This is a genomic window from Brevibacillus ginsengisoli (genome assembly GCF_050113715.1).
Classification (GTDB): Bacteria; Bacillota; Bacilli; order Brevibacillales; family Brevibacillaceae; genus Brevibacillus_H; species Brevibacillus_H ginsengisoli.
The window spans coordinates 43,893-68,347 of sequence record NZ_JBNJQR010000010.1 but is presented as its reverse complement, the minus strand read 5'-3'; the positions used below and the strand labels follow the sequence as shown (position 1 = coordinate 68,347).

23 protein-coding genes are annotated in these 24,455 nt (G+C 46.5%); 10 read left to right on the top strand and 13 right to left on the bottom strand.

Annotation, left to right across the window (positions count from 1 at the left end):
* Positions 1 to 106: 106 nt before the first annotated feature.
* A complete protein-coding gene (locus ACQCN2_RS19140) occupies positions 107 to 1,240 on the bottom strand; it encodes a bifunctional cystathionine gamma-lyase/homocysteine desulfhydrase (RefSeq protein WP_426930550.1) in 1,134 nt (377 codons plus the stop codon).
* 1 nt (position 1,241) lies between these two features.
* Entirely contained in the window at positions 1,242 to 2,165 is a 924-nt protein-coding gene (cysK, locus tag ACQCN2_RS19135; protein ID WP_426930549.1) for a cysteine synthase A, read from the bottom strand.
* A gap of 215 nt (positions 2,166 to 2,380) precedes the next feature.
* On the opposite strand from cysK, the gene ACQCN2_RS19130 reads away from it, so the two are divergent.
* Positions 2,381 to 2,608 carry a NifU family protein gene (locus ACQCN2_RS19130; RefSeq protein ID WP_425653649.1) on the top strand — a complete coding sequence of 76 codons (228 nt, stop codon included), beginning with the start codon at positions 2,381 to 2,383 and terminating at the stop codon, positions 2,606 to 2,608.
* Positions 2,609 to 2,644: 36 nt separating this feature from the next.
* Here ACQCN2_RS19130 and ACQCN2_RS19125 read toward each other — a convergent pair whose 3' ends face one another.
* Both ACQCN2_RS19125 and ACQCN2_RS19120 read right to left on the bottom strand, forming a co-directional pair.
* Positions 2,645 to 3,574 carry an alpha/beta hydrolase gene (locus tag ACQCN2_RS19125; protein WP_426930548.1) on the bottom strand — a complete coding sequence of 310 codons (930 nt, stop codon included), beginning with the start codon at positions 3,572 to 3,574 and terminating at the stop codon, positions 2,645 to 2,647.
* Positions 3,575 to 3,605: 31 nt separating this feature from the next.
* Entirely contained in the window at positions 3,606 to 4,673 is a 1,068-nt protein-coding gene (locus tag ACQCN2_RS19120) for a hypothetical protein (RefSeq protein ID WP_426930547.1), read from the bottom strand.
* A 124-nt stretch (positions 4,674 to 4,797) separates the two neighbouring features.
* On the opposite strand from ACQCN2_RS19120, the gene ACQCN2_RS19115 reads away from it, so the two are divergent.
* Positions 4,798 to 5,322 carry a phosphatidylglycerophosphatase A family protein gene (locus ACQCN2_RS19115; RefSeq protein WP_426930696.1) on the top strand — a complete coding sequence of 175 codons (525 nt, stop codon included), beginning with the start codon at positions 4,798 to 4,800 and terminating at the stop codon, positions 5,320 to 5,322.
* Here ACQCN2_RS19115 and ACQCN2_RS19110 read toward each other — a convergent pair.
* The 4 genes from ACQCN2_RS19110 to hepT all read right to left on the bottom strand — a co-directional run bounded on the left by ACQCN2_RS19110 (position 5,319) and on the right by hepT (position 8,097).
* Complete coding sequence (locus ACQCN2_RS19110; RefSeq protein ID WP_426930546.1) at positions 5,319 to 6,104, bottom strand: TIGR01457 family HAD-type hydrolase; 786 nt, start codon at positions 6,102 to 6,104, stop codon at positions 5,319 to 5,321. The genes ACQCN2_RS19115 and ACQCN2_RS19110 overlap by 4 nt on opposite strands.
* A 95-nt stretch (positions 6,105 to 6,199) precedes the next feature.
* On the bottom strand, positions 6,200 to 6,805 hold the full coding sequence (locus ACQCN2_RS19105) for a pentapeptide repeat-containing protein (protein ID WP_426930545.1): 606 nt from the start codon (positions 6,803 to 6,805) through the stop codon (positions 6,200 to 6,202).
* Between the two features lie 128 nt (positions 6,806 to 6,933).
* Positions 6,934 to 7,566 carry a helix-turn-helix transcriptional regulator gene (locus tag ACQCN2_RS19100; RefSeq protein ID WP_426930544.1) on the bottom strand — a complete coding sequence of 211 codons (633 nt, stop codon included), beginning with the start codon at positions 7,564 to 7,566 and terminating at the stop codon, positions 6,934 to 6,936.
* Positions 7,567 to 7,662: 96 nt separating this feature from the next.
* Complete coding sequence (gene hepT, locus ACQCN2_RS19095) at positions 7,663 to 8,097, bottom strand: type VII toxin-antitoxin system HepT family RNase toxin (RefSeq protein WP_426930543.1); 435 nt, start codon at positions 8,095 to 8,097, stop codon at positions 7,663 to 7,665.
* Positions 8,098 to 8,345: 248 nt separating this feature from the next.
* On the opposite strand from hepT, the gene ACQCN2_RS19090 reads away from it, so the two are divergent.
* On the top strand, positions 8,346 to 9,302 hold the full coding sequence (locus ACQCN2_RS19090; protein WP_426930542.1) for a DUF4349 domain-containing protein: 957 nt from the start codon (positions 8,346 to 8,348) through the stop codon (positions 9,300 to 9,302).
* 52 nt (positions 9,303 to 9,354) lie between these two features.
* Here the strand turns inward: ACQCN2_RS19090 and ACQCN2_RS19085 are convergent, their stop codons facing one another.
* Complete coding sequence (locus ACQCN2_RS19085; RefSeq protein WP_426930541.1) at positions 9,355 to 10,698, bottom strand: EAL domain-containing protein; 1,344 nt, start codon at positions 10,696 to 10,698, stop codon at positions 9,355 to 9,357.
* Positions 10,699 to 10,957: 259 nt separating this feature from the next.
* On the opposite strand from ACQCN2_RS19085, the gene glpX reads away from it, so the two are divergent.
* From glpX to ACQCN2_RS19065, 4 genes are all read left to right on the top strand, one after another.
* Complete coding sequence (gene glpX, locus ACQCN2_RS19080; protein WP_426930540.1) at positions 10,958 to 11,932, top strand: class II fructose-bisphosphatase; 975 nt, start codon at positions 10,958 to 10,960, stop codon at positions 11,930 to 11,932.
* 11 nt (positions 11,933 to 11,943) lie between these two features.
* Complete coding sequence (locus tag ACQCN2_RS19075; protein ID WP_426930539.1) at positions 11,944 to 12,213, top strand: DUF3055 domain-containing protein; 270 nt, start codon at positions 11,944 to 11,946, stop codon at positions 12,211 to 12,213.
* A 260-nt stretch (positions 12,214 to 12,473) separates the two neighbouring features.
* Entirely contained in the window at positions 12,474 to 14,048 is a 1,575-nt protein-coding gene (locus tag ACQCN2_RS19070; protein WP_426930695.1) for an MDR family MFS transporter, read from the top strand.
* 109 nt (positions 14,049 to 14,157) lie between these two features.
* The gene (locus tag ACQCN2_RS19065; protein ID WP_426930538.1) at positions 14,158 to 14,538 is read left to right on the top strand and encodes a hypothetical protein; all 381 of its coding nucleotides are present in this window, start codon (positions 14,158 to 14,160) and stop codon (positions 14,536 to 14,538) included.
* Between the two features lie 327 nt (positions 14,539 to 14,865).
* Here ACQCN2_RS19065 and ACQCN2_RS19060 read toward each other — a convergent pair whose 3' ends face one another.
* Positions 14,866 to 15,513 (bottom strand): YutD family protein, encoded by a 648-nt coding sequence (locus tag ACQCN2_RS19060; RefSeq protein ID WP_426930537.1) that lies wholly within the window; start codon positions 15,511 to 15,513, stop codon positions 14,866 to 14,868.
* Positions 15,514 to 15,639: 126 nt separating this feature from the next.
* Here ACQCN2_RS19060 and ACQCN2_RS19055 point away from each other — a divergent pair, with 126 nt between their 5' ends.
* A complete protein-coding gene (locus ACQCN2_RS19055; RefSeq protein ID WP_426930536.1) occupies positions 15,640 to 16,494 on the top strand; it encodes a YhcN/YlaJ family sporulation lipoprotein in 855 nt (284 codons plus the stop codon).
* Positions 16,495 to 16,595: 101 nt separating this feature from the next.
* Here the strand turns inward: ACQCN2_RS19055 and lipA are convergent, their stop codons facing one another.
* On the bottom strand, positions 16,596 to 17,483 hold the full coding sequence (gene lipA, locus ACQCN2_RS19050) for a lipoyl synthase (RefSeq protein ID WP_426930535.1): 888 nt from the start codon (positions 17,481 to 17,483) through the stop codon (positions 16,596 to 16,598).
* 196 nt (positions 17,484 to 17,679) lie between these two features.
* On the opposite strand from lipA, the gene ACQCN2_RS19045 reads away from it, so the two are divergent.
* Entirely contained in the window at positions 17,680 to 18,879 is a 1,200-nt protein-coding gene (locus ACQCN2_RS19045) for an ornithine cyclodeaminase, nickel-pincer nucleotide-dependent (RefSeq protein ID WP_426930534.1), read from the top strand.
* A 325-nt stretch (positions 18,880 to 19,204) separates the two neighbouring features.
* Here ACQCN2_RS19045 and ACQCN2_RS19040 read toward each other — a convergent pair whose 3' ends face one another.
* Both ACQCN2_RS19040 and ACQCN2_RS19035 read right to left on the bottom strand, forming a co-directional pair.
* Positions 19,205 to 21,847 (bottom strand): ATP-binding protein, encoded by a 2,643-nt coding sequence (locus ACQCN2_RS19040; RefSeq protein WP_426930533.1) that lies wholly within the window; start codon positions 21,845 to 21,847, stop codon positions 19,205 to 19,207.
* Positions 21,844 to 22,968, bottom strand: a complete 1,125-nt coding sequence (locus ACQCN2_RS19035) for a metallophosphoesterase family protein (protein WP_426930532.1) — start codon at positions 22,966 to 22,968, stop codon at positions 21,844 to 21,846. Before ACQCN2_RS19035 ends, ACQCN2_RS19040 begins: the two co-directional genes overlap by 4 nt.
* A gap of 422 nt (positions 22,969 to 23,390) precedes the next feature.
* Between ACQCN2_RS19035 and larC the strand changes: the two genes are divergently transcribed.
* Positions 23,391 to 24,320, top strand: a complete 930-nt coding sequence (gene larC, locus ACQCN2_RS19030) for a nickel pincer cofactor biosynthesis protein LarC (protein ID WP_426930531.1) — start codon at positions 23,391 to 23,393, stop codon at positions 24,318 to 24,320.
* Positions 24,321 to 24,455: the final 135 nt, after the last annotated feature.

Below are 24,455 nucleotides of genomic sequence, written 5' to 3'. Positions count from 1 at the left end.
TTGTTAATCTTTTCAAAATCACAATCCTCTGGAGACCTGAAGTGCAGGTTGGCTCAAAATAAAAAAAGTCGACACCGTTCACACGGGTCGACTTTTCGTCAATGGATTAGGAGAGAGCTTGATTCAAATCTTCAATCAAATCCTCAACATCTTCAATTCCTACAGAGATACGCACCAAACCATCGGTAATGCCCAGTTCTGCTCGGCGCTCTGCTGGGATGGATGCGTGTGTCATACGGGCTGGAACACTAATCAAGGATTCGACAGCTCCGAGTGATTCCGCTAAAGTAAAGTATTTTACCTTAGCCAGGACCTCATCCGCTCGTTCAGCGCTACCCACATCAAATGAAATCATCCCGCCAAATCCACGTCCCTGCTTCTTCGCCAGTTCGTGTCCTGGATGACTCTGTAACCCTGGATAAATGACGCGCTGAATGTCCTTGCGTTCTGTCAACCAGTTAGCCAAAGCATGTGCGTTCGCTTCATGCTCTTCCATCCGGACGCCTAATGTTTTCATTCCTCTTAATAGCAGCCAAGAATCTTGCGGGCCGAGGATTCCGCCAATCGCATTTTGCACATAGTGAAGCTCTTCACCCAGCTGGGCATCCTTCGTAACCACTAACCCCGCTACGACGTCACTGTGGCCTCCCAGATACTTGGTCGCACTGTGGAACACGATGTCCGCTCCCAAATCCAGCGGGTTTTGCCAGTATGGGGTCATGAAGGTATTATCTACAACGAGTAGGACATTCTTCGCTTTGGCGATGTCCGCAATCGCTGAAATGTCGCTCACTTTAAGCAGCGGGTTCGTTGGCGTTTCCATTACAATCGCTCTAGTGTTCGGACCAATGGCCTTCTCCACCGCTTCCAAATCATTCGTATCAACGAAGGTAGCCTCAAGACCCAAACGAGTAAATACGCGCGTCACGACGCGGTAAGTTCCGCCGTACACATCGTCACCTACCACCAAGTGATCTCCCTTATTGAATAAAGAGAGAATGGTAGACAGTGCCGCCATACCGGATCCGAAGGCAAAACCACGCACTCCACCTTCCAACTCGGCGATATAGGTTTCCAGCGCATGTCGGGTTGGGTTCCCTGTACGAGAATATTCAAATCCTTTATGTTTGCCGATCGCTTCTTGTTTGTATGTGCTAACTTGATAAATCGGTACAGAAACCGCCCCAGTATGTGGATCTCCGTCAATACCGCCGTGAATTAAGCGAGTTTTCAGTCTCATGTTACACTCCTCCTTGATAAATTTTCTTGCTCAGGTATCGTTCGCTACTGTCAGCAAAAATCGCGACAATGTGACTTCCCGGCTTGGCTGTCTTCGCTTCTTTCAGTGCCGCGGCAAACGCTGCACCGGATGAGCTTCCTACTAACATGCCTTCGCGTACAGCTAGTTCTTTTACATAGGAGAACGCTTCTACGTCCGTAATTGTATGAATTGCGTTAAAATATTGGGTATCCATGAACCCTGGGAGAAACTCCATGCCAATCCCCTCTGTCTTGTGAGGACCAGACTCTCCTCCATTAAGAATGGAGCCTTCCGGTTCAACGATGACCGTCTTGATGTTGGAATTTTGTTCTTTCAGATAACGGGCGGCCCCCATGAATGTTCCACCGGATCCAGCGCCTGCCACAAACACGTCAATTGCCCCGTCCATTTGCTCCCAGATCTCAGGACCCGTTGTTTTATAATGAGCGAGTGGATTGGCTGGGTTGGCAAACTGCTGAGGGACGAATGAATGAGGAATACTTGCCGCAAGCTCTTGAGCCTTGGCGATTGCCCCTTTGATCCCCTGCTCCGTTGGGGTATTCACGACTTCCGCTCCCAACGCGCGCATCAATTCCTGCTTCTCTTCGGAAAACTTGGCCGGTACACAAAAAATAACCTTGTACCCCGTTCCAACCGCTGCCAGCGCTAAACCAATTCCCGTATTACCGGCTGTTGGTTCGATAATGGTTCCGCCTGGCACTAATTGTCCACTTTCTTCAGCAGATCGAATCAACTCGACCCCTAAACGATCTTTGATACTACCACCTGGATTGAAATACTCTAATTTGGCAAAGAGACGTACTTGATTGGGTAACTCAAACTGAGTAATCTCTACGATTGGAGTATTGCCGATCAGCTCTTTGACGTTACGATAGACGTTCACGTTATATCCCTCGCTTCAGTAGTATGCCAATTCATTATAGCATGACCCAAATAAACACTACACTATAGATAACCCAAATTTGTCCACCTTTCAAGGACAACTTACAGTTAGTGAAGTTTTAAAACGATAATGTTTCGAATGTGATCTGAATCATGGATTTCTGATCAAAATGAGATTATAATAAGGGGTAGCAAGACGAAAGGAGTGAATGATTGATGGAAATCAAAGAACAAGTTCAAGAAGTTCTCGATAAACTACGTCCATTCTTACAACGTGACGGTGGCGACGTGCAATTGGTTGACGTTGAAGATGGCATTGTTAAATTGCGTTTGATGGGTGCATGCGGAAGCTGCCCTTCTTCTACCATTACGTTAAAAGCAGGTATTGAGCGCGCGTTAGTCGAGGAAATCCCTGGAATTGTAGAAGTACAACAAGTATTCTAAAAAAACCACAACACCCCTTAGTTCTCGTGATGAGAATTAAGGGGTTTTTGGTCTGTCCAAATTTCGATTTAAAAACTCCAGCAGCCTCGTCGTGTATTGCTCGGGATTGGCCGCATAACTCCTGACGTGACCGGTGCCAGGTATCGTCCATAACTCCGTTTTTGGGTTCATCGCTGCTTGATGGAGCCGTTGACTATGGTGATGGGGAATTGTCTCATCCCCCGTTCCATGAATCAGCAATACCGGTCGGGGAGTAATCAGTTGGATTGCCTCGAGCGGTTTCACTTTCCGAGGATTAGCCCCAGACAAGAGCGGAAGGATGGTTAGGATGATGGAGTTGAATGGAAAACGGGGTAAGTTTGTCCAATCTGTCATTTTTTCCTGCAAATAGCTATAGAGACAAGAAAATGACGAATCGGCTACCACTACCTTGACCCGCTGATCCTGACCAGCAACCAATAATGACGTGGCCGCCCCCATTGAAAAACCAATCAGCCCAATCAAATGCCCCGGAGCATGTTGGGTAACATAATCAACCGCACCCATCAAGTCACGTTGTTCATAGTATCCGATCGTTGTGCGATGCCCCCCTGACTCCCCTGCGTTGCGAAAATCAAATAAGAGAATATCATATCCCGCCCGAAGAAGTTGATCGGCCAGGGAAAGTGCAGGAAGATGCGGTTCCAGTCTGTTCTGCGTATAGCCATGAGCAAAGATTATGGTGCTTTGCTTGCTTGGATAGCCATTGTCAGACGCAGACATGTACCATCCACATAAGCTGATCCCCTCTTCCCGACTGTCAAAATCAATTTCTTTATAGGAAGAGATTCCGTAGTTTTCTGGTAGCATGTCAATTGGCTTACGCGGAGGATGCAAGAGTCTCCACCCAACATATACGGAAAATGATACAATCCCAGCCATCATAAACAATATGAACGCGATTAATCCGATCGTGAACGTTTTCATGTCTTTCTCCCGCTATCCTCCCTTAATGCCATTACGTAGAACCAGCTAAAGCTGAATGTTCCCGACTCAACCAATCCACTTGCGGCAGCACAAACCCATACGCTTCTTTCACAAGCGCCGGAAACTTGCGCATGGCGTCTTCCATAGCCAAAAGCTCTTGGTCAAGATCCTGTGTCCACTCTTGCAGTTCCATGGTTTCAAATGATGCTCTATCCATTCGATCGTACATCTCAACTTGACGAAAGAAACGTCCCGGATACATCAGGAGCGAAAAAATTACGGCATACTCCTCATTCAACAATGGTTCGGTGTGATTATAACCGTCCAGGAATCGGCAAATTACTGCCGGATTATATCCGTTGCGTCTGATTTCTCCCTTAATCCACTGCCCTATGTCACGACTTCTCATGTCCAGCACCCATGAGTACTCCCCGGCTAATTTTCTTGAGCCATTCTCGTGAAACAGGAGAAAGCCATCATCAAAGTTCTGAAAAGCTATTTTACCAAAACCTGCTGTCAGCTTCACCACTTGCTGATATCCGTTGGCTTGCAAATATTGAACAGCTGTATCCCCCATATGGTGGGCATACGTGTAGGTCGTTAATAAATATTCGTCAAACGCTGTAAACTCCCTTGTTTCCCGTTCCAAATTCTCGCGCATGCTCTCAAAACTATTGATCTTCTTGCGCCACATCGAAGGCCAGCTTCCTTGGGAACGAAACGGATAATAAACCGCGTCTCCTGTTAAAGTGGACGTGCTCTTGTGAAACTGAGCTAAGGATTCACCTGTTGCCTGCGCATAATCTGCCGTGTGCCCTTCGCGAATCCCTCTTTGTACATAGAGCATCTTGTCCCCAACGGTCAAATAACTTTGATTGTTCTTGGTTTTTTCTACAGGGAGCAGCGAAAAATCAGTCTGTTTGGTGAGATGCTTTTTTACTTGCTCGACCAACTTCTTCTTTGCGCGGTACCCTTCTGGATATATATACAAATTATACAAACCCTTATCTGTCTCAAGAATCGTTCGTCCACCTACTTCACGCTGATCAAATACGTGAAAGCCGTATTCCTCCTGCAATAAATTGATCACGTCACTCATGATCCAATCCTCACCCTTCTTCACAAGCTCTGCCCTATTTTATGAAGGGGATACGGGATAGGTGCCTAAATATAAACAGATACTACAATTTGAAAATCTTGAAAGAGAGGCAAGTGAGATGGCCATGACAATAAAAAAGGTTTACGGCTCGGATGTCTATAACAAAGTAATCGAGTTGCTTGAGAAGCGAGGTGTATCAATCAAGGATATAGCCGAGATTGTTCTCTTCCTGCAAAGCGAATACATTTCTAATTTGGATGTTGAAACCTGCATCGAAAGTGTAGAAGCTGTTTTTCAGAAGCGGGAAGTACAAAATGTTTTCTTGACCGGGATTCAATTAGATATATTGGCTGAGGAAGGCAAGCTTCTGTTTCCACTGCAAGAAATGCTGGCTTCAGACGAGCCCTTATATGGCGTCGACGAGGTGATGGCGCTGGGAATCGTGAATATTTATGGGAGTATCGGCTTTACCAATTACGGCTATGTCGACAAGCTGAAGCATGGAGTGTTAAAGAAACTAAACGACAAAAGAAACGGAGTCCACACCTTCCTCGATGATCTCGTGGGAGCTGTCGCGGCGGCTGCCTCCAGTCGGATTGCTCATCGGCATCGACGTGAGGAAGAAGAAAAATGGCGCCAGGAAATCTAGCGCCATGATTTTGCTTTTTCCCACCAGGTCATGAGGTTCGCTTCTACATGTGTCGGCTTAAAAGGTGACGCAGCTAGATCTTCTTGCGTCGAATATCCCGTAAGGACAAGCAAACTGTCTATCCCGCTTTTCACGCCAGCTTCAATATCCGTGTGCAGATTATCCCCGACGATGATCGTCTCGTCTCTGTCTTTGCCTAGCTGCTCAAGCGCGTAATTGATAATAATAGTCTGTGGTTTACCAATCGCGATTGCTTTGGTTGCCGAGGCAGTTGATACAGCCGCCACCAATGAACCTCCACCAGGGAAAAATCCGCGCTCCGTGGGCAAGGCAGGGTCGATATTGGTCGCAATCAGAATCGCCCCGTTCCGAATCGCGCGACTGGCGATCGCCAGCTTGTCATAGGTAAACTCACGATCAAGTCCGACTACGACATATTTGGGATTGTCATCTGTTAGAACAAAGCCTCGTTCTTTCAATGCAACCTCCAGCCCCGACTCGCCAACGACATAGATTGGCGTACCAGGCTCTTCGCGTTCCGCCAAATAAGCGGCAGTTGCCATACTGGACGTATAAACCTCCTCTTTCGTCGTAGGAAGCCCCATATCGGTTAAACGTTGGGCAAAGGTCTCCGGTGTCGCCGTAGAATTATTGGTGAGATATAAAAAAGGAATTTCAGCCTCTCGCAATTGTCTAATGAATTGAGCCGATTCCGGGATAATCTTAGAACCGTGATAAATGGTGCCATCTAGATCTAGTAAGTACGCTCGGTATGGTTTCATATGTACTCCCTTCTTATCTGCAAAGCTTATCTCGGTGACAATGACTGTTCAACACACCAACCATTATAGTGTAACCAAACTGCTTTTTCATCTTTCTACTGGACTTTGGCGCCATATGACTTTAAAAAGGCTACAGCCTGAAACTCATCCATTCGGACTCCCGCAACGTCTACAGATTTGAAGTCGATCCCATCCACTTTGGCGCCTCGCAAGTCCGCGCCTTTTAACCGAGTTTGTCCCAATTGAGCGCGAGTCAGGTCCGCATTTCGCAGATCAGCTTTTTCCAAATTGCATCCATGAAAATCCGCTTCATAAAAAAGGACGCCTCGAAAGTCTTGCTTGGTCAAATGGGTATGTCGCAAATTCGTGTACGACCAATCTCCGCCTTCCAGTGTGACGCCGTCCAACTGCGCATCTGCAAAATCAGAGCCTGTCATTTTACACGCGACGAATTTGGCTACAAATAAATTAGCGCCCATAAACTGACAATTGGTAAAAATAGATTCTTTATGAAGAGACGCGTTCAGATAGGCATTGGTAAAGTCACATTCAACAAACTGACATCCTGTCGTGATGATCTCTTCAAGTTGCGTTCCTTTAAACTTGCACCTCGTAAAGGTACAATGTACGAACTCTTCTTCGCTATAGTTTTGGTTACTAAAATCCTCATCCTCAAACTGCTGATTGATCCACTGTCCCACGTTCCTCACTCCATTCCGCAAAAAAGGCCCTCCTCTGTTCACACAAAGAAGGGCTCTTAGCTACTCTGATGTTTCAACCCTCCCGGCGTTTCAGTCCCCCGGTGAGAGGGGATGAGAGGAGGAAACGGTCATGACCGTTTTGGGTTAATTTTATACACGCAGTTGTCTCCGCCTTTGGCCATGCAGGAGGTCTGTTCCACATCTGCTTCCAACACGCGTTTGAATAGCGACAATTCGCAGCTGCACGCCTGCGTAAATTGTCTGGCTACCTGGGAAATCGGACAATTGAATTCCTTTATATAATAGGTACCCGTTTGCTCGTCTTTTTCCCAATCCACCATATAGCCTTTCTGGTTTTGCATCTCGGTCAGTCTGGCTACTCGATTTTCAAGTTCTCCGTTAATATATTGTCGGTATTTTTCTTCCAGTCGATCCTCTCGTCTTTGGAATAGAAGATCTACTTTATCCATACCGTCAATCGCTTCGATATCTTCCAAAAAATCCAAGGTTAAGTCATGATAATTGCGCGGAAACATCTCATCTGCTTCCTGTGACAATGAATAGACATTCGTTGGACGGCCCATCGCTTGACGAACAAGAGAAGATTTGATCAGTTTATCCCTCTCCAGGGTATTCAGATGGCGTCGAACAGCCATTTCTGTTATTCCGAGTTCCGTAGCCATGTCGCTAACAGAAAGGGACCCCTTCAGCTTCAACATATGGAGGATCTGATCTCTAGTCGAAATTTGCTCGTTATTCAATACTATCACCGCCCTTCTGAACATATTTTACCCCAAAACAACTATTTAGTAAACTAAACAAACGTTATTGTATCAAAAATCCGCAATCCTCTATCCTTAAAATAGTTCCTTCTTCACGTATGCGCGTACGGCTGGTGCATAGTGCTTCAGTTCTTCTGTATAAGAACGAACCAATCGTATCAGCTCATTTACTGGTACTTGGGTATATTCATTCACGAGTTGCTTGCGAAATTCAACCACAATGGTAAGTTTCTCGGCAAGAGGCTGTGAAATAACCTGCTCATCTCGCAAGATTTCTACAATATCGGAATAACTCCCCGGGTCACGCATGATAAAGCCGTCGATCAACGCGTTGCCTACGTCTACAATCGCTTCAATTGACAAGTGCAAGCCGCGTTCTATTGCCGCTACATTGCGGGCATCTGCCGCGATCTGTTCATCAGACAATTCGATTAACTGAGAAAGCAAAACGATCATTCGATCCAAATAAACCAACCGATCCTCAATTCGTTCCGTATTGACGTCGTACATACCTTGATCCCCTATCTCACTTAAGTGTTTCGATTTTTCTTCGACGTTTTTTTGGCGTAAAGGATTGTGAAGACAAAGGTAAGCACGAGTACTACAAGAATGGTAATTCCCTGCATGAGGTATTCTTTGCCCATCTGCTTCACCTCTTTCTCCCAAACAGTATAACAAAATCATTGACAAAAAAGTAGGACAGGAATCGTAACATTCTCCTCATGAGTCCGTCTACATCAAGAAAGGGGGCATTAATTGTGTTAAAATACCAAAAGTGGAAAATGATATTCCTGGCCATTCAGCTTGTCCTGCTGTTACTCCTGTTCGGGTGTTCAAGTGCAAGGCCCACAGATCACTCCGCTTCGAGTTATGGTGGAGCAAATTCCAATTCCATGAACCAGACAGCGTCAATGGCCGATAAAACCGCAGAAGCACCTGCTCTTCCACAAGAACAATCTGAAGGATCCGCTTCCAACGCCAATTCCCCCAACACGACCAACAACCAAACTGGGATCGGAAATCCTCCCATGCAAGATCGCAAAATGATCTATCAGGCAGACCTTCAAATGGAAGTGGAGAAATATAAAGAAGCGAGAAGTAACATCGAAGCGTCGGTGAAACGAAATCATGGATACATTCTCTCTTCCTCTGATTATGAGAACGAGAACGAAAAAGGCGGACACTTGACGGTTCGGATCCCTCAGTCTGGATTTCATTCGTTTCTCAACGAATTGGATCAATACGCCATCAAAATTCCTTCCCGCAACATCGTCGGTCAAGACGTTACGGAAGAGTACGTAGACCTGACTTCCCGACTCAAAGCGCTTCAAGTGGTTGAAGCCAGACTGCTCAACTTCATGTCTGAGGCAAAGAAAACAGAAGACTTACTGAAGATTTCGACAGAGCTAGGCGCCACCCAGCAGGAAATCGAAAAAATCAAAGGCCGCATGCGTTATCTGGACGAGAACATCTCCTACTCCACGGTTGAAATGACCATCGTAGAGAAGAAATTCACGGCGAAGCTGAACGATGTAGGTGGTCAAGGCACTTGGCACAAAGCCTGGATCGCTCTGAACCAGAGTCTGTTGGGTATTCTCGCCTTTTTGAACGGTTTGATAGTGGTTATCGCTGCGATTTTGCCGATTCTCGTTCTGTTGGCAATCGTAGGGATACCTGGATATCTTTTCTGGAAAAAGAAAAAGCGCCAACAATAGAGGAAAGGAATACGAAAGCCTCCTAACGAGTAGCTAGGAGGCTTACACTTTTCTATTGAGCTGGAATCTTAGTCTTGTTCACCCAGTTTACCTCTAATTGAGGAAATGGCTCTTGGGGCCGCGAGAAGAAAAAGCCCTGAGCATAATCCACTTGATTCTCCAACAGCACATTCGCTTCTTCCTCTGTCTCAATTCCTTCAGCCACCACTTCACATCCGATGTTTTTGGCCAATAAAACCAATGATTTGAGGACGGAGTTTTTAACGTCGTGCTTGTCTATATTTTGAATAATCGATCGGTCGATCTTGATAAAATCTGGCATAATTTCGGCAATCATATTGAGACTTGCGTAACCTGCTCCCGTATCGTCTACGGCAAACTTAAAGCCGGCTTCACGAAACGAACTCATGGAATGATTGAATACCTCAAAATCCTCAATCGAGTGCCTTTCGGTTATTTCAAAGATAATTTGTTCCGGTTTGACATGCGTATAGCATTTCATTAAACTTGCCACTTGCGAGAAAAACAGAGGATTGCGTAAAGTCGGAACCGTCACATTAATAAAAATCGGACAAGTTGTCTTTTTCTTTTGAATTTCTACCAGTGCCTTTTTCACCACAAGCAGTTCCAAGCTAAACAACATCTCTGCCTGATATGCAAAATGAAACAAATTGAGCGGCATCGCATATGGAGTATTTTCGGGGCCTCGGGTCAGAATTTCCCATCCCTCTATCTCTCCGGAGCCCAATGAAATAATAGGTTGCGCAACGACTCGAATGTTCTCTTCTTCGATAATCTTGCGAATCTCCGCGCGAAAATTACCAATACTAGAATCGAGCTCCATTTTGGCCATGGCTCGAGCATCCTGTATGGCTTTTTGAATGGCGTCATGGACATCTTCTTGTCCGGCGTCAATCCAGACATAAGAGGAGTGAAATTCAATCCGATTATCAGTGAACGCTGAGATCCGAACGGCAATTTCTTGCTCCAGTTCGTTCTTCATTACGTCTATCAACTGTTGCAATTCTTGGGAAGTATAGCTCGTATCTTCTTCTTTTAATAGGATAATAAAATCATCGTCGTAAAACTGTTGAACAGCTAACAATTCCTGATCGGAAATATGTTTTGTGACGATGGTTCGGAAAGCTTCCAAAATGGATTCTTCAATTTGCAATAAGGCATGTCGAGGGTATAAGGACTTGATTTCACCGTACTTTTTCACGTCAAAAAAAAGGAGAATACAACGTTTTCCTTTGTGATTCCACTTCTCAATCTGTCCTTGAACGACGTCTCTCATAATAAAATGCGGAGGAAACATTTTCATTACAGAGGACGGAAAAACCATTTGCATCCACAGCTTCAGTTTCTCCCAGCCCTTGCTCGTCCTTTGATACATGCTGGCCTCCTTAACATGTGACTCCCTAGTTGCTGATTTTTTTTACCAAACCTATCCTAATATTAGAAGAAATAAAAGGAAGATTCAACACGAATCTTCGCCATTCTACAAACTGTGCTACAATAGATAGGAATTTGCAGAATGGTTATTAGAAAACTAGGCTATGCCTAAGCCTTTGGCGACAGCAGAGCCGTAGTTGCGCTTATGTAAATCAGAAACTTATATACTTTCAGATTTACGAACACAAGGGAGGACAATCATGGATAGGGAATTGGCTTTGGAAGTAGTTCGCGTAACGGAGGTTGCCGCACTTGCTTCCGCCCAATGGCTTGGTCGAGGGAAAAAAAATGAGGCAGACGGAGCAGCAACCAGTGCGATGCGCGCGATGTTCGACACCATTCACATGCGTGGTACGGTTGTCATCGGTGAAGGCGAACTAGACGAAGCTCCAATGCTTTATATCGGTGAAAAGCTAGGCGATTTAGCTTCTGACGGGCCAGAAGTTGATGTGGCTGTCGATCCATTGGAAGGAACCACGATTGTCGCCAAGGGGCATAGCAACGCAATGTCGGTTCTCGCAATAGGTGACAAGGGAACCTTACTGCATGCTCCTGATATGTATATGATGAAGATGGCTGTCGGTCCTCGTGCCGCAGGACGCATTCATCTGAATGATCCAATAGAACGAATGATCGAAATTGTGGCGGATGCCAATAATAAGCGAATTCAGGACGTAACCGTCATTATTCAGGAACGGGATCGTCATCAGCACCTGATCGAAGCTGTCCGAGAAAAAGGTGCCCGCGTAAAGTTGTTTGGAGACGGTGATGTGGGAGCGGCGATCGCAGCCTGCATGCCATCTTCCGGGATTGATTTATTCATAGGAATAGGCGGAGCCCCTGAAGGAGTCATCAGTGCAGCGGCGATCAAATCACTTGGCGGCGATATGCAAGCCCAGTTGAAACCGCAAAACGATGAAGAGCGCGCGCGTTGCATTAAAATGGGCCTATCCGACCCTGAGCAAATCCTTCAATTGTCCGACTTAGTAAAAGGCGACGATGCGATTTTTGCCGCTACAGGCGTATCCGATGGTGAACTGCTGCAGGGCGTTCGATTCCTTGGAGACGACACTGCGGAAACTTACTCGATCGTCATGCGCGCCAAAACAAAAACCCTCCGCTTTATTCGCGCTTTGCATAATCTAGAACATAAACCAAATCTGGTTTGGGAGTAGGTGAACATTGAATGTCTGACGATGTATTTTATCTTTACGATGAGTCTGAAGAGACGAAAACGCGTTTTGTTAGCTTTATCGGGAACACCACCCGTTTTGATCTGGCGATTACCACCACCTCCCGTTTCTATGGAAAACAATTGGTCGTCAATATTCAAAATGGCAGAAGCGCCATTATTGGAGCCGATGATTTAGGCGAAGAGGGCTATATTGAATTCGCTTTCCAACTGTCCCCCGAGGAAGCGGAAGAGTTAATTTCTTTTTTGCAAAAGACGATGTAGTAATTGAATATGAAAAAGGGATAGCCAAAGGCTATCCCTTTTAATTTTTCCCTTAACAAGCAAACCACCTAATACTTACCAACCAATCAGGGTTGCTCATTTATTTAATATGTTTTATATTTAAACACATTAAATATTTATTTTTTGTCCAGTGCGTCAGAATGTCCCAATTGGAAAAGAATATAGACCATAAAGGAAATGGAGTGAATCACATGGTAAAGGAAAACTCATCGTCAGAACCAATCATAAACCAAGACGAATTGAGCCAGAGCAGTACCAAGCATCGTGGAATCCTCATCTCTGGACTCTTGGTAGCCATGCTATTCGCCTCACTCGATAATACCATTGTCGGAACAGCGATGCCTCGGATCGTTGGTGAGTTAGGTGGACTTAGTTTAATGACATGGCTCACAACCGCTTATATGCTTTCATCAACCTCTGTCGTTCCAATTGCGGGGAAATTAGCCGATTTAATAGGGAGAAAATCGGTTTATGTTACCGGGATTATCATCTTCCTGATTGGTTCCGCTCTATGTGGCATGTCCAATGATATGACTCAACTAATCATCTTCCGCGGTCTTCAAGGGATTGGCGGTGGTGTAATGATGCCAATGGCGATGGTGATTATTGGCGATATTTTCACAGGGGCTGAGCGGGCCAAATGGCAAGGGGTATTTGGCGCCGTATTTGGTCTTTCTTCAATTCTAGGCCCGCAAGTCGGTGGATGGATTGTGGATGCGGCCAACTGGAGATGGGTGTTTTATATTAATATGCCCGTTGGAATTCTCGCCATTGTTCTGATCAGTATGGGTCTGCACAACAAAAAATTGGAGGGGCCTGTTAAATTTGATATCGCCGGCATGTTTACCATGATTGTCGGTGTTGTCAGCATGCTGCTTGCATTGACCTTCGGAGGCAAGGATTATCCTTGGGGCTCTTGGCAAATCCTCTCCTTGTTCGCCTTGTCTATTGTGTTTCTTGCCTGGTTTATAGTCATTGAATCCAGAACAAGCGAGCCTATTCTTCCGATGCACTTGTTCAAACACAGAACCTTCTCGGTGCTTAACGGAATTGGTTTCCTGATGTCCATTGGCATGTTCGGGGCTATTATGTTTGTTCCGCTTTTCATGCAAGGGATTATTGGAATGAGTCCTTCGCAATCAGGAACCATGATGATGCCGATGATGTTATCGCTGATGCTTATGAGTATTATTGGGGGACGGCTTGTTCGAAAAATTGGCGTGAAAACGCAAGTAGTCATCGGGATGTGTGTAATGGCAGTGGGTTTCTATTTACTCTCTACCATGTCAATTGACACCACGAAACTCGTCGCCATGAGCTTTATGGCTGTTCTTGGTTTGGGAATGGGGCTCGTCATGCCTGTTCTTACCTTGGCTTTGCAAGAGTCTTTCCCCAGGTCCCAGCTGGGTGTTGTCACTTCCTCCAGTCAGTTTTTCCGTCAAATCGGCGGTACGTTCGGAATGACGATTTTGGGAGCCGTTATGAACCATCGCTCCACCCTTTTGTTAACCGATCAATTAATTCCTACACTCGAAAAGCTGCCGCCGCAGGCTCATGACATGGTGGCACAGTTTGAACGCATGATTCAGGAATCCCCACAGGGCTTATACTCCATGTTGTTAAGTCCAGAAACATTGGAAAAGATTCCTCAAGCCATCCAGCAAATGATCGTGCCAGTTTTAAAATCAACATTGGTAACGTCTCTTCACGGTGTTTTTCAGTTTGGTTTAATTTTTGTCATATTAGGTGCAGTGTTGACCTTGTTTCTCAAGCCGATCAAGCTTTCCGGCACAAGAGATAAGAAAGCGGCTTAGACGATTCATTTGCCCATTTTTAACAGGACATGCGCCTATTGAATGGCCACTTCGTATACTAGCATCGAAGCACCAGATATAAAGCGAAATGTGAGGAGCGTCGATACTAGTGATGCCTTATCCTAATCAACCAAAACCATCTTATGTCAATTATCAAAATGGTCAACCAGAACAATATTCACCTGATGCAGTTCCAACCATGGGGTTTGGAAGACGAAGAAGAATTGAAAGTCCGAGTAGTGTAGGCGGTTTCTTCCCATTCATGACAGCGCCTAATTATAATTACTACCCGTACTATTCACCGTATTATCAACCCTACTATCCACCTTATCCGTCATATTCTCCATACCCGCCATATCCGTACCCAACCCCTTATCCATACTCTCCGTACTCTCCGTACGCCTACGCAGGGGCAGAACAATACCAGTCCGCACAACCTGTTATGGCTGATTTCGAAGATCATGAACAGGAACACGATGAGATGGTCTAGGGCATAAGAAAAGACCTCGTCCCTTTTCGCTCTGTGGAAGTTCGCAATGATGTTGAAAAGTCCGCTCACTCAATCCGAAAGGGAGTCGCCAAACGCTTCGCGCCCTACGGGTTGGGTGGCGCCTTTTTTCCCTTTCTCCTTTCCTTCTCTAAGTATCACTTCCAAGGAGACTGTGTTTCAACCCCCCGATGAGAGGGGGCAAGCGGACGAAGTCTTTTCTTGACGGGCTTGCGCGAATGGAAGGAAAGTTTAATACCTTTACCTGTAAAGCGATTAAACTTTCCAATAAAAAAAACGAACCAGACTGAAACGGTCTGGTTCGTTTTTTTATTTTTTATCCTCAAATCGACGACCAGCTGGGGAACCGGCATCACTTACGACTTTATCCCGATTGGGACGGTTGTTTGAGTTGTTCCGGCGATCTTTATTTGGTCGCTCTCCTCGGAATGGTTTGTCAGAGCGTTCCTTGCCATCTTGTCGTGGTTGCCTCTGATTTTTATCCGTTTTATCACCCGAAGACTGTTCTTTATTGGAACGATCAGGTCGTTCTTGACGTGAACGCTGGTTTTTGGTTCGTTCAAAACGAGGATTTTGTCTGCGATCATATCGGGAAGAAGACTCGGGCGTAACGTTTTCAGCCGCTTGGGCTTCTTGCAACGCAACGGCTTCTTGTTCTTCCTGTGTAAACGGATGAGTACCCAATGTTCGAACTTTTTTCAGAACAAAGTAGGCGCATCCAAAATTGCAAAATTCCTGAAGGTATTCATCTAAAGCGACAATTTTTTGTTCAAACGGTATTTTTTTATTTGTGTTCTCGTAGAAGCCACGCAGCCTTAGCTGACTGTACCCCCAATCCCCCACAATATAATCATACTTATCTAAAATATCACTATAGCGCTCTTTGAACGCTTCGGGGTTCCAGCCATTACGACCTTCATCCACAAGTTCATATACTCCAGCTTGTGTGCGAATCAAAGCAAGCTTCCTCCTTTACGAGAACAATCTGCCCCCATCTTACCACATTTTCAGGTCGTGGACATAATATTCCCACACAAACTCGTTGCGATTGACGGGCAACCTACTTGGCAGGAGGTGTATCCAATGAAAAAGCAGTGGCTTTCCCTCACAATTGCCGGATTTGCCTTACTTGCTACCGCCTGTGGAAATACGGCTGCGCCTGACAACCGTTATGGCACTACTTCTTACCAATCGGCGCCCTACACCAATTACTCCACTCAGACCAATTACATGACGGGCGGCTATTCTGGCACGCTAACGAATGGTCCTGCTCTGGGGGGCGCGCGATACAACACCCCCATCCGTGGCAATCAATACGGAACACTGGGCTCTGGGTCAGGACCTTACGGGACGATCTACAACGCAAGCGGAACGAATGCGCTCCGGGCAGGCGATCGCGCAAATTATCGAATGAATGATTCGATGTATAAAACTGGCGGTGTCACTACTGCTGGCACTACAGGGACTTCTGGTCATACGATGCCTCGCATAGGATATTCCAAACTAGATACCAACTACCAACGGACGAACAGCGATCACTTAAATAGCTATTATGTTGATCGTGATGTGCTGGCACAGGTTGTCGGTAACGTAACGGTTGGTGTCCCTGGTGTTAAGAGCTCAACCGTATTGGTAACCGATAAAGAAATCTTCGTGGGAATCAAATCGGATGGCCCAAACGCAAAAACAGCCAATCCAAAAGTTCGCACAAACGCGATGTCTGTCTCTCCCCGATGGTTCAAGGTATACGTAACCGACAATCAACAAATGATCGATGAAATGACAAGAGTCTATTCGCGTTCTTCCAACGTGAACGTAGCATCCCCTCATGAAGATCGCCAAATCGACAATTTGATCCGCAGCTTCGGAGGGTCGACGGATACCGAGCAAATGCGCGGACGAGCCAACCCGTCTGGTACCAAAACAACTGGGAAATAAAACTTTGGCAATCAAGGTAAAAGCCGGGGCGACTCTCGACTTAAAAAGAGGCAGTCCCCTATGTCTTTAAAATGACTTGGGGGACTGCCTTTTAATTCAGCTTACCGCTTGTTTGCAATGGTTTGTTTTGCGGCATCCGCTTGTTCGTGCGCATGATAGGAACTGCGCACAAGCGGTCCAGCTTCCACGTGACTGAATCCGCGTGTCATTCCTTCTTCCTTCAACTGGCGAAACTCATCTGGATGGTAGTATTTTTCTACCGCAATATGCTTCTTGGTAGGTTGAAGGTATTGTCCGATGGTCATGATGTTCACGTCTACGACGCGCAAATCATCCATGGTCTCGATAATTTCTTCAACGCTCTCACCTACACCAATCATTAGGCTCGATTTGGTCGGGATGGTCGGTTGCATTTCTTTGGCGCGTCGCAGAAGTTCTATGGTCCGGTCATACTTGGCACGGGCACGTACTCGGTCGGAAAGTCGGCGAACCGATTCAATGTTGTGATTCAGCACATCGGGCTTCGCGTCCATTACGACTCGCAAAGCGTCCCAATTACCTTGGAAATCCGGTATCAGAACCTCAATGGTGGCGAAAGGCAAGCGACTGCGAATCGCCTCAATGGTAGCGGCAAAAATCCCCGCACCTCCATCCTCCAAATCATCACGGGCAACAGATGTAACGACGACGTGCTTCAAACCCATTGTCTCCGCTGCTTCGGCTACACGCTCCGGTTCGGCAAGATCAAGCTCTGTCGGCAAGCCTGTTTTGACTGCGCAGAATCGGCAAGCCCTCGTACAGATATCTCCCAAGATCATGAAGGTGGCTGTCTTGTTTGCCCAACATTCGTGGATGTTCGGGCATCTCGCTTCTTCACATACTGTATGTAAAGTTTGTCCACGCATCGTTTGTTTGATTTCTTTAAAGTTGGTCAGCTCTTTACCAGAAACTAAATTAATTTTGAGCCACTCCGGTTTTCGTTGAATCATTATGGGGCTCACTCCTATTGTTATGATTCATTTATTATAGTGGAAAGCTTTTCGTATGGGCAATAGATCGTTATCCGGAAATGCACTTGGAAGCGGCAAAGTCAAGCGATATACTGATAGGACAGCTTCTCATCAGTTTTGGACATTTTCTCCACTATTCTAGCCATTCTACATAAGAACAATCCGGAGGTAATCTATGGAACATGTCATTGAAGTGCGAGGTCATATCATTCGCGATAATATTTTGAAGCTGATTGACGCATCTGTCGTTCAGTACAATGGTCGTTACCGCGTCCTGCAACTTGAGGTTGGCGACCACGTAGACGACGAGTCTGTGGCACGAGTCGCTTTGGATTTGCCAGAAGACAAGCTTGAACTGGTTTTAAATGAACTAACCAATCTGGGATGCATCACGCCGCATACGGAAGACAGCATCATCATCAAGCTGGCGGAAAAAGACAAAACCGTAGCAGACGATTTCTACTCGACCACCAATCACCCGACTGAGGTTTACTTGAACGGCAAATGGGTTCGCGCCAAATATCAGCGTATGGACGCATGTCTCGTGTTAAAAGGCGATGAGGTGCATTGCGTAAAATTGCGTGACATTAAAAAAGCCGACCAAGTCATCTGTGGAAGTAATGGTGTACGATTGATTCTGCCAGAAACTCAGGAGAGTGGAAGCGAGTTCTCCTTCATGTCTAACGAGGTAAGCTCTGAGCGACGTGTTGAAGTTATCGTGAAAAAGTTGGTTCAGGATATAAAAGATATCCGCAACCGCAATGGAAAAATTGTGTTCGTGGCAGGTCCTGTCGTGATTCATACCGGTGGTCAAGAAGCCTTTATGAACCTGATTCGCAAAGGCTACGTGAACGCCATTCTCTCGGGTAATGCGCTAGCTGTTCACGACATTGAGCGAGCCTTATTCGGAACGTCTCTCGGGGTAAATCTCGATACCGGCTCCGTCGTGCGTGGCGGACACAAAAACCATATGCGGGCGATTAACGCCATGAATCGTTCCGGCTCGATCGCCGAAGCTGTTGCAGACGGAACCCTGACCCATGGGATTATGTATGAATGCGTGACACACAACGTTCCTTTTGTCCTCGCCGGTTCGATCCGCGACGATGGCCCGCTTCCTGACACCATCATGGATCTGATTGAGGCTCAAGCACAGTACGCCGAACAAGTGGCGGATGCCGATATGGTGGTCATGCTCTCCACCATGCTTCACGCAATTGGTACCGGAAATATGATGCCTAGCTGGATCAAGACGGTTTGTGTCGATATTAACCCGGCTGTTGTGACCAAGCTGATGGATCGCGGTTCCGCCCAGACTGTCGGCGTTGTAACCGATGTAGGTCTGTTCTTGACGATGTTGGAGAGGGAACTATAGAAAAGACTTCGTCCCTTTACGCTCTGTGGAAGTTCGCAATGATGTTGAAAAGTCCGCTCTTTCAATCCGAAAGGGAGTCGCCAAACGCTTCGCGCCCTTCGGGTTGGGTGGCGCCTTTTTATCCCTTTCTCCTTTCCTTCGCTGAGTATCACTTCCAAGGAGACTTCAAGTGGACGAAGTCTTTTCTAGGGTGGGCTTGCGCGGATGGAAGGAATGTTTCATCACTATACCTCTGTATAGCAATTAAACATTCCGACCGATATTTTTAAAATGACAACCCACCAAGGAGACCTCTCCTTGGTGGGTTGTTTTAGCATTTTAGTATTTAAGCATCCAACACAATCACTTGATGTCGCTCATTTCCTGACACAATCGATGCAAGAAGCTGTTGTTCCCTCGATTGGCAGGAGAACAAAAATACCTGATGCTCCTCAGCAAGTTTAGCCACGTATTGGAGCGTTTCGGCAAGCCGCTCGTCATCGTAATGGATAAAATGATCATCAAGAAATATCGGCAATGGTTCCTTTTCCCTGCTGATATGACGGAGAAGAGCAAATCTCTGCGCCAGATAAAGCTGATCCTGCGTACCGGAAGAAAGCTGCTGCTGTCCTATGACTTCACGGGTGCTAGGCTCAATGACACGAATGGTGTACTTTTGAAGGGGATCGAGTCGTACATCCGTATATTTGCCATTGGTGATTTGCCCCATAATCTCGGAAGATGCCTCGTTGAGATCAGGTGACAGCTCACGGTGCCACTCTTTCCAGGCTTGATTGAGCAGATCTTGAGCCATGGTCAGGGCATCTCTTCGCTGCTGAAGCTGGTTTACTTGTTCCAGCGCCTCATCATAGATGCTTTTCGCTTTCGCCCACGATACCTGATCACGCTGACCGATCTCTCCGGTAGCATGCGCAATGTCTTCTCGTCGTTTGGCAATTAGCGCTTCAGATTGATCCAGTTTGCTTGCGATCTCATTGAATTCTTGCTCCAGCTGTTTCTGTTCTTTTTGCAGCTTCTCTCTCACTTGTTCTTCCCAACGTGTCAAAATGGCTTTGCGTTGTTTGGTCGCCTGCTCGTATTCTTCCGTTACCTTAAGACGCAATCGTTCATCAGCCAGCTCACTCTCCAGCTTGTCTTGCTCGTCTTTTAACCGCCGTTCCCATTCCCCACGTTCCTGCAGTACGAGCTTAGCGGCTTCCTCAAACGAAAGGTGATGCGGCACTCCCCACTGAAGCATCGTCTGCTCCATCTTGAGTTTTAAACGGGCCTGCTCTTTCTCAGCTTGCTTGCCTACTTGCATCTGATGAATCAGCATCAAATGCTCCTCTCGAAAAGCCAAGAATTCTTCCCAAGAGGGTGTTCCCCAGCCTTTGGCAATCGCGATCAATTTGCTTTCCAACGCCTGAATTTGCTGTTCAACTGCTTCCAGCTGCGAGCGAATGGCAGAATCAGCCGCTCCATCACTCGAAGTTTCGAGAGGTATTGGCTGATTCGGTTGAGCATGTTGAGATTGCTGACGCCCAAGGAGAACCGCTTTGGTAGACAGGCCCAACACGATGAAAACAAGTATGCCAGCCAGTACGTGAAGGGGCAGCGTAAAGCCAGCGAACCACTGGCTATTCCAATTCACTATTTCCAACCCGAGTGCCATTACCATCAAAACAGCATTAAATGCCCATAATCTGCCCTGATTCCTGCGCTGCTTCACCCCTCGTCCCTGCGCTCTCGCGGTTCTGCCTGGGCTTGGCTCAGCTTTTGTAGCCACCATCACCAGCTTGGAGTGGACTTTTCTTTGCTCTTCAATTTGGCGGCGAAGGTCCAGTCCCTGACGATAGTCCGCTTGAAGTTTGTCCAAATCTATTGATGAAGGAACAGATACCCGCTTGTTGCCGTTCTCTTCCCCATGTTTGCCTTCATAGGTCTGGTAGGCATACCAACTCTTTTGCCACGACTGCCATTCTTCTTCCTCCATCTCGGCAAATCGCAGGAAAAACGACGGGTTCTCTTGTGTAGTTTGTTTTTCCTTCGTCTCGTGGTTACTTTTGACTGCCAGATACCTTTGGGCTATCTCGTCCATTTCGTGAAGCTGCTCCCAGACCCGTTGATGAAACGATCGCTCAACCTCCGTTTGGGCTTGGTTAATCCATTGGAGCATGTCATTCGTTTCTTTGGTCTTGTAACTGAACTGCCACCATTCTTGCAAATGTTGTCTATGTAGTTCCAACTGCTCCCGCTTGGCTTGCCATTGTCTTTTTTGAAGGAGAGCCGACTCGATCTGGGATTGCCACTGAGCTACCTCCAGCGTCAGATGCTGTACGGATTGCCACGCCTGCTCGGCATCCGCGAGTGATTGTTTGGCGACTGCCAGTTGTTTATTGGCTTTGCCGAATAAAGTATTTTCCGCGTTTTCCTTTTTTCCAATCAAGGTAAGCTCTGTGTCCAGCCCGCCTGTCAGCTTCCGCATGATCGGGTCTTGCTTATGATCCACAGATAGCGTAGATACAAGACGATCAGAGGCTGCCAACGGTTGCGAGCGTACCCATGTCACATCAGTGAAAATCGTTCGGGTCATCCCCAGATGCTTCTCGACAAAATTAAACTCCTTGCGTCTATCCTCTTGGTATAAAGTGTTCAGTTCCACTAAATCTGGTTCTTGATAAAGCTTGGCAAATTCCTTATCCTTGGCAAAATTACGATGCAGCCGAAAGTTCTGATTCTGCAAGGTATAGCGTACGATGGTTTCGTAGCTGCCGTGATCCCATGGAAGGTACTGTTCGTATTCGTCTAGATAGCGAGTCACTCTGACGTAATCCCGCTTCATCCCGTATAAAGAAGCGATAATCGCTTGAAGCAACGTGGTCTTGCCTGATTCGTTGGGCGCTGCGCACACGTTTAAACCAGGGGTAAAAGTAAACGTCCGGTTTCGCCATTTGCCAAAGCCCGTCACGTGAAGGTCGTGGAGGTTCATTGCAAGCTCCCCCCTATACGCTTGATCGCTTCTTGCAAGGCAAGCTGTGCAACATCCTGCTCCTCTGGTGTAGCGGCCTGATCTCGCGCCTCCCGAAGTTTGACTAGCCACTTCCCGATTAAACCGTTATCCTGAATGAGGCGCTCCACATCTATATCGGGATAGGTCTGATCTTGAAACTGAAGATAATAATAATCGCGAAACTGGGTCTGCAACAGCTCCAAAGATGGAGTCAGATGGCTCGCTCGTTGCCCTTCCAAGGTAACATACAACAGATGGTTCTTATTGTAATGGGCTAACGCGAGATGAATCACGCTGATTAAGCCTTCCATTGTTTCTACGCCATCAAGCGTGACTGTGACTCGCTGAATTTGTCTGGTGGAGACTGGAATGGTGGATAACTGCAGTCCCTTCTGTGGTTCAATTTGTCCGTAAATCACATGACGTTCGCCAGTCTCCTTTGAGGTTAACCCCTCTGGAGATCCAGGGTAAGCAGCAATCGGAACCGAGCGAGACGAGTGAATGAATTGATGAGCTTTATGAATATGACCAAGCGCAATGTAATCCATCCCCACCTCCTCCAGTCTGGATAAGGGAAGAGGCGCATACGGTTGATGACCCCAATCCTCCTGCGTGAGCACTGTGCCGTGAAGGACCATTAAGTGGTGATGGTACCCTTCCAGCTTCCCGGGAAATGACTCCAATGGCGAATCCGCCACATGGGCGTGTGGAAATCCCCACCCGTAAATGACCGTTTGTTTATCGGGAAATTCATAGGCTCCCCATTCGTTTGTGAAAAAAAATACATTTGGCGGCCAATCCAGTGTCTGATAGAATGACCCTTCCATCCACGGATCGTGATTTCCCGGAGCGATGAGAACCGGAATCGGATCAACACTGGTAAACAGCTCATTTAAAAATAATGCGGTAGCTCTCGTGCCCCCGTGATACTCAATCAGGTCTCCAGCAATTAGCCAAAAATCCACCTGCTTGTCCTTCACCACATCACGAATGGTTTGCATCGTTAGGCGAAAATCATGCTGTCTTACTTCATATAAATCCCCTAAGGAAGCTAATGGCGCATCCAGGTGAACATCTGCTGTATGGATAAAAGATAACATCGTGATTACACTCCTCATGCTGACGCTGACAGGAAGCCGATCCGATGATAAACTCATAGAAGGAATCTTTTTGTCAGGCGAACATACTTTCTCTTTTTATCATACTAAAAATAAGTGGATTGTTCCAGAAAAGAAAAGACTTCGTCCCTCTATGCTCTGTTTAAGCTTGCGTGTAGCACCTACTGTCCGCTCTGTTCACTACGGAAGGGAGTCGACAAGAAAATCACTTCGTTTCTCAGTCTGGTGTAAAGAATGCCGACTCTGATCCTTCCTTCGTTCTCTATGCTTGGTTGCGCTTAAAATGAGCTTCGAGCGGACGAAATCTTTTCTTGATGGGCTTGCGCGGATGGAAGGAATATTTCATCACTTTATCTTCGTAAAGCAATTAAACATTCCAATACTTTAAAAAAGGACGTGAACAAATGAGAATTGCATACATAGATTGTTTCTCAGGAATTAGCGGCGATATGATGTTTGCAGCCCTTGTGGATGCGGGAGCCGATCTTAGCTGGATTGAACAAGAACTTTACAAATTGCCCGTTTCTTTTGAGTTGGAATGGAACACAACCGTGAAAAAAGGGGTTAGTGCTTTAAAACTGGATGTGCACGATCTGGAACGCGATCATGCTAAACTATCCCAAACCCACAATCACCAGCATGCGCATATGGAAGAGCCTGACCATGACCAGATTCCGGAGCTTGACGACAATTTGAGTGAGCAACTGCCAGAGCATCACGATGAATCCAAGCATGATCATGATCACCATCAGCATCACGAACATCATCATCACGATCATCATCACGAACATGATCATAAACATCACCATGATCACCACCATCACCATCGGGGTTATCACGACATTGTCGAGATGATTAAACAAACCGATTTATCGGAGCAAGTGAAAAAACATGCGCTCGCTATCTTTTACGAAATCGGAAAAGCCGAATCAAAAATCCATAATATCCCGATTGAAGTTGTTCACTTTCATGAGGTGGGAGCTGTGGATTCTATTGTGGATATCGTGGGGGTATCCCTGGCCTTGGAGAATTTGGGCATCGAAGCACTGTACTGTGGCCCTGTACCAACGGGCAACGGCTTTGTTCGCTGCGATCACGGGTTGTATCCTGTGCCGGCTCCAGCAACCCTGGAGATCCTCAAGGATATTCCTCTTCGAACAACTACGATTCAGCATGAACTTACCACTCCGACAGGAGCAGGGGTCGCCAAAGCATTGGTCAGTCAGTTTGGCCCACTCCCGGCGATGACCGTCGAGCGAATCGGTTACGGCGCAGGTACACGAGACCTAGAAGATCAACCGAATGTACTGCGTATTTTGATTGGCTCGATATAATCAAAAAACCACTTTCCGTCAAATTGTACTGATGTGACGGAAAGTGGTTTTTTAATTTCGGAAAGTTCAATTGCTTTACAAAAGTAAAGCAATTGAACTTTCCTTCCATTTGCGAAAGCCCGCTGAAGAAAAGAC

What these genes read in the sequence shown, in the direction of transcription:
- ACQCN2_RS19075 (WP_426930539.1), top strand. Translation starts at nt 11,944, where the DNA reads ATGTCTGACGATGTATTTTATCTTTACGATGAGTCTGAAGAGACGAAA.
- ACQCN2_RS19110 (WP_426930546.1), bottom strand. Translation starts at nt 6,104, where the DNA reads ATGAAACCATACCGAGCGTACTTACTAGATCTAGATGGCACCATTTAT.
- hepT (WP_426930543.1), bottom strand. Translation starts at nt 8,097, where the DNA reads ATGTACGACGTCAATACGGAACGAATTGAGGATCGGTTGGTTTATTTG.
- ACQCN2_RS19125 (WP_426930548.1), bottom strand. Translation starts at nt 3,574, where the DNA reads ATGAAAACGTTCACGATCGGATTAATCGCGTTCATATTGTTTATGATG.
- glpX (WP_426930540.1), top strand. Translation starts at nt 10,958, where the DNA reads ATGGATAGGGAATTGGCTTTGGAAGTAGTTCGCGTAACGGAGGTTGCC.
- ACQCN2_RS19120 (WP_426930547.1), bottom strand. Translation starts at nt 4,673, where the DNA reads ATGAGTGACGTGATCAATTTATTGCAGGAGGAATACGGCTTTCACGTA.
- ACQCN2_RS19040 (WP_426930533.1), bottom strand. Translation starts at nt 21,847, where the DNA reads ATGAACCTCCACGACCTTCACGTGACGGGCTTTGGCAAATGGCGAAAC.
- larC (WP_426930531.1), top strand. Translation starts at nt 23,391, where the DNA reads ATGAGAATTGCATACATAGATTGTTTCTCAGGAATTAGCGGCGATATG.
- ACQCN2_RS19045 (WP_426930534.1), top strand. Translation starts at nt 17,680, where the DNA reads ATGGAACATGTCATTGAAGTGCGAGGTCATATCATTCGCGATAATATT.
- ACQCN2_RS19055 (WP_426930536.1), top strand. Translation starts at nt 15,640, where the DNA reads ATGAAAAAGCAGTGGCTTTCCCTCACAATTGCCGGATTTGCCTTACTT.
- ACQCN2_RS19115 (WP_426930696.1), top strand. Translation starts at nt 4,798, where the DNA reads ATGACAATAAAAAAGGTTTACGGCTCGGATGTCTATAACAAAGTAATC.
- ACQCN2_RS19085 (WP_426930541.1), bottom strand. Translation starts at nt 10,698, where the DNA reads ATGTATCAAAGGACGAGCAAGGGCTGGGAGAAACTGAAGCTGTGGATG.
- ACQCN2_RS19035 (WP_426930532.1), bottom strand. Translation starts at nt 22,968, where the DNA reads ATGTTATCTTTTATCCATACAGCAGATGTTCACCTGGATGCGCCATTA.
- ACQCN2_RS19140 (WP_426930550.1), bottom strand. Translation starts at nt 1,240, where the DNA reads ATGAGACTGAAAACTCGCTTAATTCACGGCGGTATTGACGGAGATCCA.
- ACQCN2_RS19130 (WP_425653649.1), top strand. Translation starts at nt 2,381, where the DNA reads ATGGAAATCAAAGAACAAGTTCAAGAAGTTCTCGATAAACTACGTCCA.
- lipA (WP_426930535.1), bottom strand. Translation starts at nt 17,483, where the DNA reads ATGATTCAACGAAAACCGGAGTGGCTCAAAATTAATTTAGTTTCTGGT.